Annotated in this window: 12 protein-coding genes; 6 read left to right on the top strand and 6 right to left on the bottom strand. The window is 72.1% G+C overall.

What is annotated here, in order from left to right; genetic code table 11:
* Positions 1-248: 248 nt before the first annotated feature.
* Positions 249-2,039: a rhamnulokinase gene (locus ABT053_RS24550; RefSeq protein ID WP_350971653.1), complete on the top strand. Its 1,791-nt coding sequence runs from the start codon at positions 249-251 to the stop codon at positions 2,037-2,039.
* On the opposite strand, the gene ABT053_RS24545 is transcribed toward ABT053_RS24550, so the two are convergent.
* On the bottom strand, positions 1,926-3,644 hold the full coding sequence (locus ABT053_RS24545) for an IlvD/Edd family dehydratase (protein WP_350971651.1): 1,719 nt from the start codon (positions 3,642-3,644) through the stop codon (positions 1,926-1,928). The genes ABT053_RS24550 and ABT053_RS24545 overlap by 114 nt on opposite strands.
* Positions 3,645-3,736: 92 nt before the next feature.
* Between ABT053_RS24545 and ABT053_RS24540 the strand changes: the two genes are divergently transcribed.
* Positions 3,737-4,753: a zinc-dependent alcohol dehydrogenase gene (locus tag ABT053_RS24540; RefSeq protein WP_350971650.1), complete on the top strand. Its 1,017-nt coding sequence runs from the start codon at positions 3,737-3,739 to the stop codon at positions 4,751-4,753.
* A 415-nt stretch (positions 4,754-5,168) separates the two neighbouring features.
* A complete protein-coding gene (locus ABT053_RS24535) occupies positions 5,169-6,032 on the top strand; it encodes an oxidoreductase (protein WP_350971649.1) in 864 nt (287 codons plus the stop codon).
* A 116-nt stretch (positions 6,033-6,148) separates the two neighbouring features.
* On the opposite strand, the gene ABT053_RS24530 is transcribed toward ABT053_RS24535, so the two are convergent.
* The 5 genes from ABT053_RS24530 to ABT053_RS24510 all read right to left on the bottom strand — a co-directional run bounded on the left by ABT053_RS24530 (position 6,149) and on the right by ABT053_RS24510 (position 12,219).
* Positions 6,149-6,991 (bottom strand): carbohydrate ABC transporter permease, encoded by an 843-nt coding sequence (locus ABT053_RS24530; RefSeq protein ID WP_350971648.1) that lies wholly within the window; start codon positions 6,989-6,991, stop codon positions 6,149-6,151.
* Positions 6,981-7,853 carry a carbohydrate ABC transporter permease gene (locus ABT053_RS24525; RefSeq protein ID WP_350971646.1) on the bottom strand — a complete coding sequence of 291 codons (873 nt, stop codon included), beginning with the start codon at positions 7,851-7,853 and terminating at the stop codon, positions 6,981-6,983. The genes ABT053_RS24530 and ABT053_RS24525 overlap by 11 nt, the downstream gene beginning before the upstream one ends.
* Positions 7,854-8,067: 214 nt before the next feature.
* Positions 8,068-9,348: an ABC transporter substrate-binding protein gene (locus tag ABT053_RS24520; RefSeq protein WP_350971645.1), complete on the bottom strand. Its 1,281-nt coding sequence runs from the start codon at positions 9,346-9,348 to the stop codon at positions 8,068-8,070.
* Between the two features lie 144 nt (positions 9,349-9,492).
* Complete coding sequence (locus ABT053_RS24515; RefSeq protein ID WP_350971642.1) at positions 9,493-11,121, bottom strand: FAD-dependent oxidoreductase; 1,629 nt, start codon at positions 11,119-11,121, stop codon at positions 9,493-9,495.
* Positions 11,122-11,178: 57 nt separating this feature from the next.
* The gene (locus ABT053_RS24510; RefSeq protein WP_350971640.1) at positions 11,179-12,219 is read right to left on the bottom strand and encodes a LacI family DNA-binding transcriptional regulator; all 1,041 of its coding nucleotides are present in this window, start codon (positions 12,217-12,219) and stop codon (positions 11,179-11,181) included.
* A gap of 232 nt (positions 12,220-12,451) precedes the next feature.
* Here ABT053_RS24510 and ABT053_RS24505 point away from each other — a divergent pair, with 232 nt between their 5' ends.
* The 3 genes from ABT053_RS24505 to ABT053_RS24495 all read left to right on the top strand — a co-directional run bounded on the left by ABT053_RS24505 (position 12,452) and on the right by ABT053_RS24495 (position 16,429).
* Entirely contained in the window at positions 12,452-13,519 is a 1,068-nt protein-coding gene (locus ABT053_RS24505; RefSeq protein ID WP_350971638.1) for a glycoside hydrolase family protein, read from the top strand.
* A gap of 112 nt (positions 13,520-13,631) precedes the next feature.
* Positions 13,632-14,114 carry a metallophosphoesterase family protein gene (locus tag ABT053_RS24500; protein ID WP_350971636.1) on the top strand — a complete coding sequence of 161 codons (483 nt, stop codon included), beginning with the start codon at positions 13,632-13,634 and terminating at the stop codon, positions 14,112-14,114.
* Positions 14,115-14,611: 497 nt separating this feature from the next.
* Positions 14,612-16,429 carry a ThuA domain-containing protein gene (locus ABT053_RS24495; protein ID WP_350971635.1) on the top strand — a complete coding sequence of 606 codons (1,818 nt, stop codon included), beginning with the start codon at positions 14,612-14,614 and terminating at the stop codon, positions 16,427-16,429.
* The last annotated feature ends 31 nt before the right edge of the window (positions 16,430-16,460 follow it).

Genomic DNA, 16,460 nt, shown 5'->3' with positions numbered 1-16,460 from the left:
GGAAACCGTGTGGCCAAGCGCGGAGAGACCCGAGGAAAGGCCCGCCGTACCGAACCGGAGGACCCCGGGAAAACCCGCATGTCCGAACCAAGGGACCCCCGGAAAACCCGCGTGACCGAACCGGGGAGGCGGGAGGAAAGGCCCGCGGGACCGCCCCCCGGAGGGAAAGGCGAATCTGCGGGCAGTTTCACCCACCATTTCTGATATATCCCCCGTATCAGGAAAGTCTTTCCGGTTACCATTGGACCGTGCCCGTCTACGTGGCCGTGGATCTCGGACCTGAGAGCGGCCGGGTATTGACCGGCGAATTCGATGGTGAACGGCTCGCGGTGCGGGAGGTGCACCGCTTCGCCAACCGGCCCGTCCGCGTTCTCGACGGCATGTACTGGGACGTGCTGGGACTTCTCACCCAGACCCGCGGGGGCATCGCGCTGGCCGCCTCCCGTGGCCGCCTCACCAGCGTGGGCGTGACCGCCTGGGGCGGTGACTTCGCGCTCCTCGACCGCGCCGGGCGGCTGCTGGCCAACCCCCGCCACCACCTCGACCCCTACACCTCCGGCCTGGCGGGGCTCGTCTCCTGGCAGGACCACTACGAGCTGACCGGGGTGCGTCCCGGACCCGGCACCACGGCCTGCCAGCTGCTGGCGCACGCCGGGTCCCCGCTCCTGGACGCGGCCGACCACCTGGCGATGATGCCGGACCTGTTCACGCTCTGGCTGAGCGGCGAGATGCTCGCCGAGCGGACGATCGCGAGCACCAGCCAGCTGCTGGACGCCAGGACCGGCCGGTGGGCGGACAGCCTCGTCACCCGCCTGGGCCTGCCCCACCACCTGTTCGCCCACCGCCTCGCCGAGCCCGGCACGGTCGCCGGGCCGCTGCGCGACGGCGGTGACGGGGGCGGCGGAGGCGGCGGGGGCGTCCGGGTCAGCAGGAACGGGAGGGGACCCGGCGCGACCATGGTCGTCGCGGTGGCCGGTCACGACGCCGCCTCCGCCGCCGCGGCGCTGCCCGTCTCCGCGGGCTCCGTCGGCTACATCTCCTGCGGCCCCCGCTCGCTCGCGGGGTTGGAGCTCGACGCGCCGGTCACGAGCCGGGCGGCCAGGCTGGCGGGCTTCACCAACGAGGGCGGCGTCATGGGCACCGTGCGCTTCACCCGCGCCCTCAACGGCCTGACGCTGCTCCAGGAGTGCCGCCGGGCCTGGGGGCTGCGCGCCTCGTACGCGGACCTGGTCGCCGAGGCGGCCACGACGCCCGCGTTCGGCCCGCTGATCGACCCCGGCCACCCGTGGTTCCTCGAACCGGGGAACATCCCAGCCAGGATCGCGGCCTACTGCCGGTCGACCGGCCAGGCGCCGCCCGAGGACCGCGCGCAGACGGTGCGCTGCGTCCTGGAGAGCCTGGCGTGCTCCTACCGGTGGGCCCTGGAACAGGCCGAGTTCCTCGGCGACCGGCGGGTGGAGGCCGTGCACCTCGTGGGGGGCGGGGCCGCGAGCGCCGCGTTCTGCGGGCTCGTCGCCGACTTCGCCGGGCGGCCGGTGCTCGCGGGTCCGGTGGAGGCGACCGCCGTGGGGAACCTGCTGGTCCAGGCGATGGCCGACGGCCGCCTCGGCTCCCTCACCGAGCTGCGCGAGGTGGTCCGCCGCTCGTTCAGGCCCCGGCCGTTCGCGCCCGCCGCGCGGCGGGAGCCGTACGAGATCGCCTACTCCCGCTACCGGCGGCTGACCGGCATCGACGGGTTCTGGAACGACGCCGCGCCCGAGCCGAGGCCGGGCAACGAGCACCGGGCGCGCCCGGCCCGCCACGCGGCGTCGGCTCCCTCGGATCCCTCAGCCCCCTCAGCCCCCTCGGTGACACCGGCGGCGCCGGGGCCGCCGGCGGTCCCGGTGACCTCGACGACCCCGGCGACCTCGACTTCCGCGACGACCTCAGTGGGACTCGCGGGCGACCGCGTCGCCGCTGGAACCGACGAGGAAGTCCAGGTCGGCGCCCCGGTGGGCCTGCATCACATGGTCGACGTAGAGGCGTTCCCAGCCCCGTGACGGCGCGGCGAAGGCCGCCCGCATCTCCTCCGAGGGGTGGCGCCTCGCCAGGTCCTCCCGCGGGATGTCGAGGTCCAGGCGCCTGGCCTCGACGTCCAGGACGATCGGGTCGCCGGTCCGCACCAGGCCGAGCGGGCCGCCCGCCGCGGCCTCGGGCGCCACGTGCAGGACCACCGTGCCGTACGCGGTGCCGCTCATCCGGCCGTCGCAGATCCGTACCATGTCACGCACCCCGCGCTCCAGGAGCTTCGCCGGCAGCGGCACGTTGGCCACCTCGGGCATCCCCGGGTAGCCCTTGGGTCCGCACCCGCGCAGTACGAGCACCGAGGAGGCGTCCACGTCGAGATCGGGGTCGTCGATCCGGGCGTGCATGTCCTCGACGCTGTCGAAGACCAGGGCCCGGCCCCGGTGGCGCATCAGCTCGGGCGAGGCGGCGGCGGGCTTGATCACGGCCCCGGACGGCGCCAGGTCGCCGTACAGGACGGCGATCCCCGCGGCCTCCCGCAGCGGCTGGTCGCGCGGGCGGATGACGGTCTCGTCCCAGATCCGCGCGTCGTCCAGGTGGGCGGTGAGCGGCTTGCCCGTCACCGTCAGCGCGTCCGGGTCCAGCAGGTCGCGTACCTCGCGCAGCACGGCCGGCAGCCCGCCCGCGCGGTGGAAGTCCTCCATCAGGTGGCGGCCCGCCGGTTGCAGGTCGACCAGGAGCGGCACCCCGGCGCCGGTGCGGTCGAAGTCGTCGAGGGAGAGCTCGACGCCGAGCCGTCCGGCGATGGCCAGCAGGTGCACCACCGCGTTGGTGGATCCGCCGACGGCGGCCAGCGCGACGATCGCGTTGAGGAAGGATCCCCTGGTCAGCAGGGCGCTGGGGCGCAGGTCCCGCTCGACGAGCTCGACGGCGAGGCGCCCGGTCTCGTGGGCGCCCTCCAGCAGGCGGCTGTCGGGGGCGGGCGTGCCCGCCAGGCCGGGGACGGTGGTGCCGAGCGCCTCGGCGACGCAGGCCATGGTGGAGGCGGTGCCCATGGTGTTGCAGTGGCCCCTGCTGCGGATCATCGACGACTCCGAGCGCAGGAACGCCTGCTCGCTCAGGGTGCCCGCGCGGACCTCCTCGCTGAGCCGCCACACGTCCGTGCCGCAGCCCAGCGGCACGCCGCGGAAGGTGCCGGTGAGCATGGGCCCCCCGGGAAGGACCACCGCGGGCAGGTCGACCGAGGCCGCGGCCATCAGCAGGGACGGGATCGTCTTGTCACAGCCGCCCAGCAGCACCACGCCGTCGATCGGGTTGGCGCGCAGCATCTCCTCGGTCGCCATCGCGGCCATGTTGCGCCACAGCATCGCGGTGGGCCTGACCAGCGTCTCGCCCAGCGAGACGACCGGCAGGTTCATCGGGACGCCACCGGCCTCCCAGACGCCCCGTTTCACGCTCTCGGCCACCTCGTCGAGGTGGGTGTTGCACGGGGTGAGGTCGGAGGCGGTGTTGGCGATCGCGATGTGCGGCCGGCCGTCGAAGGCGTGCGAGGGCAGCCCGCGCCGCATCCAGGCCCGGTGAATGTAGGCGTTGCGGTCGGTTCCCGCGTACCACTGCGAACTCCGCCGGTCCGCCGTCACGTTTTCAGCCCCATTTGCCGAACGGTAGTCTACAGAACCTGATTCTTGTACCTCCGGCCTCGCCCGGCGGCGCCGTATGGAAGGTTCCACCCGTGAGAGCGTTCGTCGTGACCGGGCCCCGTCGCTTCGCCGTGCTGGACGTCGAGCCGCCGGTTCCCGGTCCGGGGCAGGTCGTGGTCGACGTGGAGCGGGCCGGGGTGTGCGGCACCGACATGGAGTTCTTCAGCGGCGAGATGGCCTATCTCGAGGAGGAGGACAACGCCCGCTACCCCATGCGGCTCGGCCACGAGTGGTGCGGGACGGTCTCCGCCGTCGGCGAGGGCGTCGACGGCGGCTGGATGGGCACCCGCGTCACCGGCGACACCATGCTCGGCTGCGGCAGGTGCCGCCGCTGCCTGGGCGGGCTGCAGCACGTGTGCGAGGACCGCTTCGAGATCGGCATCCGGGGCGGGTGGCCGGGCGCCCTCGCCGAGCGGCTTCCCGTGCCGGTCACGGCGCTGCACGCCCTGCCGGACACGGTCGACGCGGTGGCCGGGGCGATGGTCGAGCCGGGTGGCAACGCGCTGCGGGCCGTCGAGGCCGCGAACCTCTCCCCCGGTGACCGGCTGCTGGTGATGGGGCCGGGCACGATCGGCCTGCTCGCCGCCCGGTTCGCCCTGGCGCACGGGGCAGAGGTCCACGTCCTGGGCCTGTCGGAGCCGTCGCTGGAGTTCGCCCGCGCCCTCGGGGTGCACGGGGCGTGGACCTCTGACAAGCTTCCCGGCCTCCCGTTCGACGCCGTCATCGACGCCTCCACCGCCCCCGGCCTGCCCTCCCTCGCCGTGGACCTGGTGGAGCCGGGCAAGCGGGTGGTCTACATCGGCCTGGCGCCGACCACCAGCGCGGTCGACACCCGCACGCTGGTGCTCAAGGACGTCACGGCGGTCGGCATCCTGAGCGCCTCGCCCGGCCTGGCGGGGGCGATCGAGCACTACGCCTCGGGCTCGGTGGACCCCCGGCCGCTGGTGGCGGCCGTCGTCGGGCTCGACGAGGTGGGCGAGATCCTCTCCGGCTCCCGGCCCACGGGAGCCGGTCCCGGCCCCAAGATCCACGTCGACCCCCGGACCTGACCGGGCGGTGATCGACACGGATCCCTGGACCTGACCGGGACCTGCCCTCGGGGACCGACACGAACCCCCGGATCCGACCGGGACCTGACCATCCGGGGATCGACGAGGTACTCGTCGGCGTGGTTCCCCCGGCCCGTCCATGTTTCGACGACGGCGAGACGGCTATCTACCAGCCTGGTCCTGCCATTCCCAGGATGACCAGGGCACTTCCTGCCCCCGGGCGGCCGGCGGACACTTCAGTCGTGGCCGGGGATCCCCCTCCCGACGGCCCGCGCGACCGTGCCGCGAGAGGCCCCGCTGCGGGGAACGGCCGTGGCGAACGGCCCTGGAACCCCGTCCGGCACCCGTCCGGCACCCGTCCGGCCCCGCACCGAGAACACCTTCAAGATCATGAAAGCCGATGAGAGGACCGACGATGCCCACACCACCCGGTGGAATCCTGAAGCTCGCCGAAGACCTCACCCTCAGCCGGGTGGGCTACGGGGCCATGCAGCTCGCGGGCCCCGGTGTCTGGGGACCCCCGCGCGACCGCGACGAGGCGGTCGCGGTGCTGAGAGAGGCGGTCGAGCTGGGGATCACCCACATCGACACCAGCGACTACTACGGCCCGTACGTCGTCAACGAGATCATTCGTGAGGCCCTGCACCCCTACCCGGAGGACCTGCGCATCGTCACGAAGGTCGGGGCCCGGCGCGCCCCCGACAGGTCCTGGCCCCCGGCCCTGTCCCGCGAGGAGCTGGTCACCGCCGTCCACGAGAACCTCGAACGTCTCGGGCTCGACGCGCTCGACGTCGTCAACCTCCGGGTCGGCGAGCTGACGGACCCCGCCCCCGGTTCGATCGCCGAGCCGTTCACCGTGCTCGCGGAGCTGCGGGAGCAGGGCCTCATCCGGCATCTCGGCGTCAGCGTCGTGTCATCGGAGCAGCTCGCCGAGGCGCGGTCGATCGCACCGGTCGTGTCGGTGCAGAACTTCTACAACCTGGCCCACCGCGCCGACGACGAGCTCGTCGACCACTGCGCCCGCGAGGAGATCGCCTACACGCCCTTCTTCCCCCTCGGCGGGTTCAGCCCGCTGCAGTCCGGTGTCCTGGACCGCGTCGCCGCCGGGCTCGGTGCGACCCCCTTCCAGGTCGCCCTCGCCTGGCTCCTGCGCCGCTCGCCCACGATCCTGCTCATCCCCGGTACGTCGTCGGTCGCCCATCTCCGGGAGAACGTCGCGGGAGCCGGTATCGATCTGCCCGCCGACGCCCTCAAGGAGCTCGACACGATCGGCGGGTGACCGCCACCGGGGAGGCGCTCGGCTCTCAGGGAGTGACCGCCACCGGGGGGACGCGCGGCCCTCAAGGAGTGACCGCCGCCGAGGGAGGCGTTTCAGCCCGCCACCGGAGAGGCCTCTCAGCCCTTCAGGCCGGTGTGGGCCAGGCCCTCGATGAACTGCCGTTGCGCGAGCACGAACACCACGAGCACCGGCAGGGCGGTCATCGAGGCGGCGGCGAGCTGGACGTTCCACATCGGCCCGCCGTAGGCGTCGACGAACTGGGTCAGCGCCTGCGGGAGGGTGAACTTCTCCGGCGAGGAGAGGTACACGATGGGTTCGAGGTAGAGGTTCCAGCTGTGCAGGAACGTGAAGATCGCGACGGCGCCGAGCGCGGGCCGGGCGAGCGGCAGCGCGACCCGGTAGAACGTGCCGAACCGGCCGAGCCCGTCCACCCGGGCGGCCTCCTCCAGCTCGCCGGGCAGGCTGATGAAGAACTGCCTCATGATGAAGGTGGCCAGCACCCCGGGCGCGCCGAGGATCGGCACCAGGATCAGCGGCCAGTGGGTGTCGGTCAGCCCGAGCCCGTGGAACATCTGGAACAGCGGGACGATCGTGACCTCGCTCGGGATGAGTAGCCCGAGCAGCACGACGACGAAGAGCACGTTCTGGCCGGGGAAGCGGATGCGCGCGAAGGCGTACCCGGCCATGGCGGCCACCGCCATCGTGCCGGCCGTGACGATGAGGGCGATGTAGAGGCTGTTGAAGTACTGGCCCGCGAAGGGCTGCAGCCGGAAGACCTGCCCGTAGGCCGAGAAGTCCCAGTCGGCGGGCAGCAGTCTCGGCGGGAAGGCGAAGATCTCACTGACCGGCTTGAGGGACGAGGTCACCATCCACCAGGTCGGGAAGACGAACGGCACGCACAACACGCACAGCAGGCCGTACAGGAGCGTCTTCAGCCGTACCGGTATCTCACGTTTCATTGAAGACCCACCTCCTGCGCATCCGCCACTGCACGACGGTGAGCAGCGCGACGATCGCGAACAGCAGGACCGACAGCGTCGCGCCGTACCCGAAGTGATGGAACTGGAACGCCTGCTGGTACAGGTAGTAGACGAGGACGGTCGTCGACATGCCGGGGCCGCCCTGGGTGAGCACCGCGATCTGCGCGAACACCTGCAGCGACCCCACCACGGTGATGATCGAGGTGAGCAGGATGGTCGGGCTGATCAGGGGGACGGTGATCCGCGCGAAGCGGGTCCACGCCCCGGCGCCGTCCAGCTCGGCGGCCTCGTAGAGCTGGGCCGGCACCCCCTGGAGGGCGGCCAGGAACAGCACCATGTTGAGGCCGACGTTCTTGAGGACCTGGACGACGACCACCGAGAGCATCGCCGTGCCCTCGCCGCGCAGCCAGTTGGGGCCGTCGGCCCCGGCGACGGCGAGCAGGCCGTTGAGGCCGCCGTCGTCCTGCAGCAGGAACTGCCACACGATCGTCCAGGCGACCAGCGAGACCACCACGGGCGAGAAGAAGACCGTACGGAAGAAAGTGGTCCCGCGCAGCCGCTGGTTGAGCAGGACCGCCAGGACGAGGGCGAGGCCGAGGTTGAGCACGACCAGGCCGACGGAGAACAGCGCGGTTCCCCCCAGCACCTCGCCCAGGTTGGGGTCGGCGAGCAGCCGGTCGTAGTTCTCCCCGCCGACGAACTCGAAGGTCCCGGCCAGCACGTTCCACTCGTGGAGGCTGTACCACAGGACGAGCCCGAGCGGCAGGAGCACGAACAGCAGGCTGCCGAGGAGCTGCGGGGCGACGAGCAGGTATCCGACCAGGTTGTCGCGGCGGCGCACGGTCCAGAACGCCCGGCCCCCGCCACCACCGCCGGGAGCCCGGCGAGCCCGGCGGATCCGGCCGCCGCCCCCCGCGCTCTCCGCACTCCCCGCGCTCCCTGTGTTCCCTGTGCTCCCCGCGGCCCGGTCACCGCTCCCCGCGACCCGCCCGCCGGGGGCCGGCCGGGCGGCTGCCCGGCCGGTCACCGCGGATCCGGGATGCGACGCGGCCACGTCACGCGCCCAGCATCGGCTGGATCTTGGCGCACACGCCGTCCAGCACGGCCTTGACGTCGGCGCCGGGCTGCCAGAGCGGGTCGAGCGCGGCCCGCACGGTCTGCGACAGCTCCGCCTGGCCGGTGTGGTTGGGCTTGACGACGCCCTTCTCGATGCCGCCGATCACGACCTTCTGCAGCTGGCCGGGCTTGAGCAGCGGGTTGCTCTTCGCCATGGTGTCCGCGGTGAGCTGGGAGGCCCGGGGCGGCGGGAAGTAGGCGGCGAGCTTGGCCGAGTTGGCGGGGTTGGTGAAGAAGGCGAGGAAGTCGGTGGCCGCCGCCGCGTTGGCGGACTTCTTGAAGACGCCCAGCCCCGCCTGGCCGATCACCGAGTACTCGCCCTTGGGCCCGGCGGGCAGCGGGACGAGGTCCCAGCCGAACTTCGCGTCCTGCAGGAGCGAGGCGCGGGAGATCTGGGTGATGGTCATCGCCGAGTCGCCCGCGAAGAAGTCGGCCGTGGTGCCGGGGCCGGGGAAGGCCTTGTCCGTGAAGATCGACTTGTGCAGGAACGTCATCGCCTCGACCATCTCGGGGCTGTCGAACCCGCAGGTCTTGCCGTCCTCGCTCCAGGCCTGGGCGCCCCAGCCGCCCCACACCGTGGCGAGGTTGTCCCAGCCCTTGTAGTCGAAGTCGCGGACGACCATGCCCGCCTTGCCGGTCTCGGCCTCGACCGCGGCGTTCTGGGCGGCGACCTTCTCCCAGGTCCACGTGCCGTCCTCGATCATCTCGGCGGGGGTCTTCTGGCCCGCCTTCTTGAGCAGGTCGGTGTTGACGAACACCCCGAACGGCGAGGTGGAGAACGGGTAGGCGTACAGCTTGCCCTCGGCCTGCCAGAGCTTGACGGCCGAGGGGGTGAGGTCGCCGAACTCGTACCCCTGGGCCTTGCCCAGCGTCTCGTCGAGCGGCGCCAGCGCGCCGGAGGAGACGAAGTCGGGCGCGGAGCTCTCCAGGATCCAGGCCAGGTCGGGGGCGTTGCCCCCGGCGATCTGGGTGGTCAGGGTGGTGGTGTAGCTCTCGAAGGGGATGGGGTCGAACTTGATCTCGCCGACGTCGGGATGGGTCTTCTTGTACTCGGCGGCGATCTCGTTGAACAGCTTGAGGTGGGCCTCGTTGGAGGTCCAGATCGTCATGCGCAGCGGCTGCGGGCCCTGCGCGGCGGGGGTGGCCTCGCCTCCGCCGCACGCCGTCAGGGTGAGCAGCGCCGCCAGCGCGACGGCCGCGGGCTTTCCGAATGGTCTCATGGTCCGATCTCCTTGCTGGGAATCCCCCGGCGGTCGTGGTGGGTGACCGGTCGCCCGGCCGGTGCCGCTCGTCCGGCCCGTGGCCCGTAGCTCGTGGCTCGTGGCCCGTAGCTCGTGGCCGGTAACCGGTAGTCGGGCGGGCGGTCAGTAGCCGATCACCTGCGGCCAGCGCAGCTCGACGCCGTCGCGGGTGAGCCGCCGCTGGAAGTCGGCGAGCAGGCCCTCGTCCTCGCGTACGGCGTGCGGGGTGGTCGCGTTGTCCAGGCAGAAGGCGGCGAGGGCGCCCGCGGCCTCGCCGACGTTCCACTCCACCGGGTGCAGCCGGTAGGCCCCGTTGGTGATGTGGGTGGTGCCGATGTTCTTGGACGCGGGCAGCAGGTTGGTCATCCGCTGCGGGACGAGCGCGCCGAGGGGGATCTCGAACGGTGAGCTCGCCACGTCGATGTAGTTGTCGCCCCCGGTGGAGGGGTGCAGGTCGATGCGGTACATCCCCACCCCGACGGAGTCGGCGTAGCTCACCGCGCCCTTGTCGCCGCGCACCGCGAGCGACAGGTCCTGCTCGGCCACGGTGTACAGGGCGCGGACGCGGCGCGACTCGCGGATGTAGGGGGCCTGGGCCAGCCCTCCCTCTCCCCCGCCGGTGACGTCGCCGCGCAGGCGCAGGCCGGGGAAACCGGTCCCGCCGTCGGCGCGCGGCGCCTCGGTCTGCATCCAGTACAGCACCGAGCGGGACAGCTCCCTGGCGGCGGCCACGTGCGCGGCGGCGTCCGGCACGTCGATGACCGGGCCCTCCAGGTAGTCGATCATCGGCCAGTTGACCAGGGTGATGTCGCTGGCGTAGGCGCCGTCGGCGAAGTTGCGCCGCGCGGCGATCCTGCGGAACGTCCACAGGTTCGCGTCGCCGGGGTTGAGCCGCTGGTCGGCCTCCACCAGCAGCGGGTCGTCGTCGGGGTTGGGAGTGAAGGAGCGTTCCACGATCTCCAGGGTCCTGGGGTGCGGGCAGCGCCAGGACAGCAGCCGGTCGCCCCAGAAGCCGGGCTGGTAGCTCCTCCAGAAGTCGTAGGCGGCGGGCCTGTCGATGGTGTGGTCGCCGTCGACGTGGTCGATCGCGAAGCACACCGAGACGGCCTGCATGTTCGCCGGCTGGGCCTCGGCGGGCGCGCTCGGCTCGCCGGTGTCGCCCTGCGACTCGAACCCGGTGACGTACTCGGTGCCGGTCAGCGGCAGCAGCTCGCCCGTCTCGGTGGCGTCCAGCACGTACGGCGCGACGGCCGTGACCTCCCCGCCCCCGTCCCGGTGCTCCAGGCGCACGGCACGTACCCGGTCGCCGTCGACCTCCGCGCCGACCGGTCGGTACGGCTGCAGCACGCGCAACCGCCCCGAGCCTCGATACGGCGCCAGCATGGCCTCGATCACCGCGACCGCGACGCGCGGCTCGTGGCAGAGGCGGCTCACGTGCCCGGCGCCCGGGTTCAGCTCCCGCCAGGCCCGCGACCGCGCGGTCAGCGGGTAGTGGTCGCGGTAGTAGCCGCGGATGCCGTCGCGCAGCGCCCGGTAGGAGGCCGTTACGCCGAACCGCTCCACCCAGGAGTGCTCGTCGGGCGGCACGGCCTGGCTGGTCAGCTGCCCGCCGAGCCAGTCGTACTCCTCGGTCAGGATCACGGTGCGCCCGGCCCGCAGCAGCGCCAGCGCGGCGGCGACGCCGCCCAGCCCGCCGCCGACGACCACCGCGTCCGCCGATATCTCCACCACGTCGGGGGTCTCTCCCGTCATCGTCGTTCTCACTGCCTTCTCGCCGTTCCCGGCACTCTTGTCGGTCTCACTGTCGGATCAGCCCCGGGCCGGGGCGAGCGTGGATCCCTCGACCAGCTCGCAGGCCAGCAACTCCTGCGGTGTCTTCGTCGTCCCCCCGCCGCCCTCCAGCACCTCCGCGAGCAGCTCGACGGCCCTGCGGCCCATCTCCTGCCGGGGGATGCGGAAGCCGGTGAGGTCGACGTCGACGCGGACGGGCCTGGTCGGCGCGCCCAGCGCGAGGATCGACAGGTCGCCGGGGATCGTGAGGCCCCGCTCGCCCGCCGCGTGCACGATCGCCACTGCGTCGGCGGGCTCCTCGACGAAGGCCGCGGTCACCCCGGTGGCCGACAGCTCCCCCAGGATCTCCTCGGGGGTCCTGCCGGTCACCGGCACGTGCGACCCCTCGGCCCCGACCGCGGCCACCGCCTCGCGGAAGCCGCGCATGCGGTCGGCCGGCGACTCGGCGCCCGCCCCGGTGCCGACGTAGGCCAGCCTGCGGTGGCCGAGCCCCGCCGCCCGGTCGACCAGGGCGCGCACCGCGGGCGAGTAGTCGGCGCCCACGTACGGCACCGGGGCGCCCGCGTCGTCGCGGCGGCCGATGGAGACGAAGGGGATGCCCTCCGCCAGCAGCCGGGCCAGGTCGTCGCGGTCGACGGCGCGCCCGAGGAGCACGCAGCCGTCGGCCAGCCGCACCCGGCTGTCCTCGTTGAAGATCCGGCGCCGCTCCCCCGCGGCCCTGGCGCTGGTGAACAGCAGCAGGTCGCAGCCCATCTCCTCGGCGCACTCCTCGATGCCGAGCAGGAAGGGGTGGTAGAAGTCGGCGCTCGCGGTCGGGAAGACCGCCTCGTAGGTGAAGACGCCCAGGATGCGGTTGCGCCGCTCGGCGAGCCGCCGGGCGACCGGGTCGGCGACGTATCCGGTCTCCCTGATCACCTTCAGCACCCGCTCGCGCGTCTCGGGGGCGATGCGGACCTCGGCATCGGTCCGGTTGTTGAGGACGAGCGACACCGTCGTCTGGCTCACCCCCGCGATGCGGGCAATGTCCTGCTGGGTGAGTCGGCGGCCGGGGGAGGTCACGATCCGTAGCGTCCCATCTGGTGATAATGCGCATTAGCGAGGTTGGGACGTCATCCTGCAATCAGCCGCCGGATCTGTCAAGAGCCGGAGGCAGGGGATCATGGAATGCAAATTCCGCCGGTGATAATCCGTATTAGCACCTTGACGGGCGACCGCGCCTGACCGAACCTTTGCGATCAGAGAGATGTCCTCACCATCACTCACGGTGAAAGTTGCCCCGAAGGGACGGTCAATGTCTGAACCCCTCCTGGACCGCCGCGGACTCCTGCGCGCGGCGGTCGGCGCCGGTGTGGCCGGCGGTCTCGGGCTCGCCCTCCCCGGGGCGGCCACGGCGGCGCTCGCGGAGACGGCCGCGCCGTCCGGCACGGCGGCGATCGCGGGCGGCTCCGCGCGGGCCGGTGCGGCGGCCGCGCTGGGACCCGCCGGATTCCCGTCGTACCAGTACGTCGGCACGCCGTTCAGCAAGGCGAGCCTGCGCTACAACCCGACCAACGAGCTGATCTTCCCCTGCATCCGGGGCATGTACGACAAGATCGCGAGCCCGCTGGGGCGCTACCACCTCTACTACGCCCCGCACGACGCGCCCGGCGGCATCTGCCTGGCCTACGGAAACTCGCTCGGCGGCCCGTTCACCGAGTATCCGAACAACCCGATCATCTCCAACACCTGGTCACCGCACTACTCGGTGAGCCACGTCTCGTCACCGCACGTCATCTGGAACGCGGCCAGCCGGCAGTTCCACATGTATTTCCACGGCGAGAACAACACCACCCGGATGGCCTGGTCGACCGACGGCGTGCGCTTCACCTACCACGGCACGGTGCTGACCACCGCGATGATCCCCGGCTCGACGGAGACCTCCTACGCCCGGGTCTTCGAGCACGCGGTCCCGGGACTGGGCAACAAGTACGTCATGATCTTCATGGGCGTCACCGGCGGCTCCCGCAAGATCTTCTGGGGCTGGTCGTCCGACGGCAGGAGCTGGCGGTTCGACCCCACCCCGCTGGTGTCGCCCGCCCCCGACGGGCAGACCGACCTGTCCGGGCCGCACCTGCTCAAGCGCAACGGCACCGCGTACGTCGTCTACCACGGCAACAGCGGGAACATGTTCCTCACCGAGGTGGGCAACGCCTTCGACCGGGAGGTCCACCTCGGCGTCTTCCACCGGGCCCTGACCGGCGCCCCCGACAGGGGCCGCGGCGCGGCGCCCTCCTTCGGCACCGACGGCGGCGTGGAGTACATGTTCTACGAGGCGGGCCAGCGGAGCGGATCGACGATCGCCGTCGCCCGCGCCGTCTGACACGCGCCCCCGGACGGCCCGCCCCGGCGAAGCCGTCCGGGCCGTCCGGGCCGCCCGGGCCGTCTCCCGGGCGAGGGGGGCTCTCCCGTGGCGGCGGTGGGAGCATGGGGACATGAACGTGGTGGTGCTGTCCGACACCCACGCGCCCAGGCGGTGGAAGTCGTGCCCGCCGGCCGTGGCCGGGCACCTGCGGGGCGCGGACCTGATCCTGCACGCGGGTGACGTCTGCGTCGCCGGGGTGCTGGACGAGCTCGCCGCCTACGCCCCGGTGCGCGCGGTCAAGGGCAACAACGACGGGCCGGACGTGGTGGCCCCCGAGACGCTCGAACTGGATCTCGGCGGGCTGCGCGTGGCGATGATCCACGACAGCGGCACGGCGCAGGGGCGGCTCGCCCGGATGCGGCGCCGGTTCCCCGAGGCCGACCTGGTGGTGTTCGGGCACTCCCACATACCGCTGGACCACGGCGACGACGAGTTCCGCATCTTCAACCCGGGATCGCCCACCGACCGCCGCCGCCAGCCCCACGGCACCCTGGGCACGCTCCGCGTCGAGGAGGGCCGCCTCGTCGAGGCGAGGATCATCCCTGTCACCTGACGCGCCGCCTGACGCGTCACCCGGCCCGTCGCCCGAGCCCGTCACCCGGCCCGTTACCCGAGCCCGTCACCCGATTCGCCCGCGTCGCACGGCACGTCGTCGAGGGCGTCGGCGCGCGTCTCCGGGCAGCGCATCGCCTGGCGTACCGCCACACGGCGACCTCGGGGCCGGCCGCGCGTTTCCGGAAGACACGGCGGGGATCGCGGGCGGCCCTCCGGAAAGCGGGATCAGAGCCGACCGGCTCGCCCGGACCGCGAGACGAATTACCCGGCGCCCACCTGCGCCACCTTCACCGGTCGCCGATTCGTCGTCTTCCATCGACGTGCGCGGCACGATATACACGTTGTTACGCACCGGTTAATTGTTCTTTGCGACAAATAAAGTAGCGAGCACCACGGCAACCAGCGCGGCGGCGCGCGCCTTGCCTGACTTACCCCCCAGGTCAGGAAAGGATCCTCATGTCACAACGTTCTCGACTCTGGAGCCGGTTACTCTCCATGACGCCCTCGATCACGACGCCCTCGATCGCGGACGACACCACCCCGGCGGATCCGGCGGCTCAGGCGGCTCAGGCGGCCCCGGCGCGGCGATCCCCCGGATGGCCCCGGAAAACGGCCGGGCGGAGGTTCGCCCGGGGCGGCCTGGCGGCAGCCGTGGCCACGATGGTCGGCGCGGCCATGTTCGTCCCCACCGCGGCCCAGGCGGCAGACCCCGCCTACCAGGTGCTGGTCTTCTCCAAGACGGCCGGCTTCCGGCACGACTCGATTCCCGCGGGCATCCAGGCGATCCGCGACCTGGGCTCGTCCAACAACTTCACCGTCACCGCCACCGAGGACGCCAACGCCTTCACCGCGTCCAACCTGGCGCGCTTCAAGGCGGTGGTGTTCCTGAGCACCACCGGTGACGTGCTCAACGGCACCCAGCAGACCGCCTTCGAGTCCTACGTCAACGGGGGCGGCGGCTACGTCGGCATCCACGCCGCCGCCGACACCGAGTACGACTGGCCGTTCTACGGCAACCTCGCGGGCGCCTGGTTCAAGGGGCACCCGGCCATCCAGCAGGCGACGGTCAGGACCGAGGACCGCGCGCACGCGGCCACCGCCCATCTAGGTGCTAACTGGTCGAGAAGCGACGAGTGGTACAACTACCGCACCAACCCGCGCAACAGCGCGCGGGTGCTGCAGAACCTCGACGAGGGCAGCTACAGCGGCGGCGACATGGGCGACCACCCGATCACCTGGTGCCGTCCGCTGGCGTCCGGCCGCTCGTTCTACACCGGGCTCGGGCACACCGCGAGCTCGTACACCGAGGCGGGCTTCCGGTCGCTGCTGCTCGGCGGCATCCGGTACGCGGCCGGGATGGCGAAGGCCGACTGCCGCCCGGAGACCGGCTATACGACCCTGTACAACGGCTCGACCACCGGCTGGACGCAGAGCGGCCCCGGCAGCTTCACCAACACCGACGCCACCCTCACCTCCACCGGAGGCATGGGCGTGCTGTGGTACTCGGCGAAGAAGTACTTCTCCTACTCGCTGAAGCTGGACTGGAGGGTCGCCGGGGACGACAACTCGGGCGTCTTCGTGGGCATGTCGGCCTCCGACCCCATGAACACCTCCAAGGGGTACGAGGTCCAGATCGACGCCACCGACGCGGTCGACCGCACCACCGGGTCCATCTACGCGATCAAGGCCGCCGACATCGCGGCCCGCGACGCGGCGCTGAACCCGCCGGGCGCGTGGAACACCTACGAGCTCCTCGTCCAGGGCGAGCGGCTCCAGGTCTTCCTCAACGGCGTCAGGATCAACGACTTCACCAACACCGACCCGGCCCGCAGCATCCGCGAGGGGCACATCGGCATCCAGAACCACGGCACGGGCGACGACGTCTCCTTCCGCAACGTCCGGATCAAGGAGCTGGGCGGCACCGGCCCGGTCCAGACCACGGCCGAGGCGGAGTCCTACACCTCCAACTCGGGCGTGCAGATCGCCGACCACGGCCCGGCCAGCGGCGGCAGGACGGCCGGGTTCATCGAGAACGGCGACTGGGTCGGCTACTCCTCGATCAGCACGGCGGGCGCCACCGCCTTCGGCGCCCGCGTCTCCTCCGCCGGATCCGGCGGGACCATCCAGGTCCGCTCGGGCTCTGCCACCGGAACCGTCCTCGGCTCGGTGGCCGTGCCGAACACCGGGGGCTGGGAGACCTTCCGCAACGTCTCCACCCCGCTGACCGGCTCGGCCTCGGGGCCGCTCTTCCTCACCTTCACCGGCGGCGGCGGGTTCCTGTTCGACGTCGACACCCTCACCCTCACCAGGTGAGCCGCGGCTCGTGGCGCGCCGGCCCGGCGCG

Source organism: Streptosporangium sp. NPDC002524, assembly GCF_040295985.1.
In the GTDB taxonomy this organism is placed as follows: Bacteria; Actinomycetota; Actinomycetes; order Streptosporangiales; family Streptosporangiaceae; genus Streptosporangium.
The sequence above is the reverse complement of the archived record's forward strand: the minus strand, read 5'-3'. Positions and strand labels throughout refer to the sequence as shown.

Excerpts from the sequence above, each read along its gene's own strand:
- ABT053_RS24505 (WP_350971638.1), top strand. The coding sequence starts at position 12,452 with ATGTCTGAACCCCTCCTGGACCGCCGCGGACTCCTGCGCGCGGCGGTC.
- ABT053_RS24495 (WP_350971635.1), top strand. The coding sequence starts at position 14,612 with ATGACGCCCTCGATCACGACGCCCTCGATCGCGGACGACACCACCCCG.
- ABT053_RS24520 (WP_350971645.1), bottom strand. The coding sequence starts at position 9,348 with ATGAGACCATTCGGAAAGCCCGCGGCCGTCGCGCTGGCGGCGCTGCTC.
- ABT053_RS24500 (WP_350971636.1), top strand. The coding sequence starts at position 13,632 with ATGAACGTGGTGGTGCTGTCCGACACCCACGCGCCCAGGCGGTGGAAG.
- ABT053_RS24530 (WP_350971648.1), bottom strand. The coding sequence starts at position 6,991 with ATGAAACGTGAGATACCGGTACGGCTGAAGACGCTCCTGTACGGCCTG.
- ABT053_RS24515 (WP_350971642.1), bottom strand. The coding sequence starts at position 11,121 with ATGACGGGAGAGACCCCCGACGTGGTGGAGATATCGGCGGACGCGGTG.
- ABT053_RS24535 (WP_350971649.1), top strand. The coding sequence starts at position 5,169 with ATGCCCACACCACCCGGTGGAATCCTGAAGCTCGCCGAAGACCTCACC.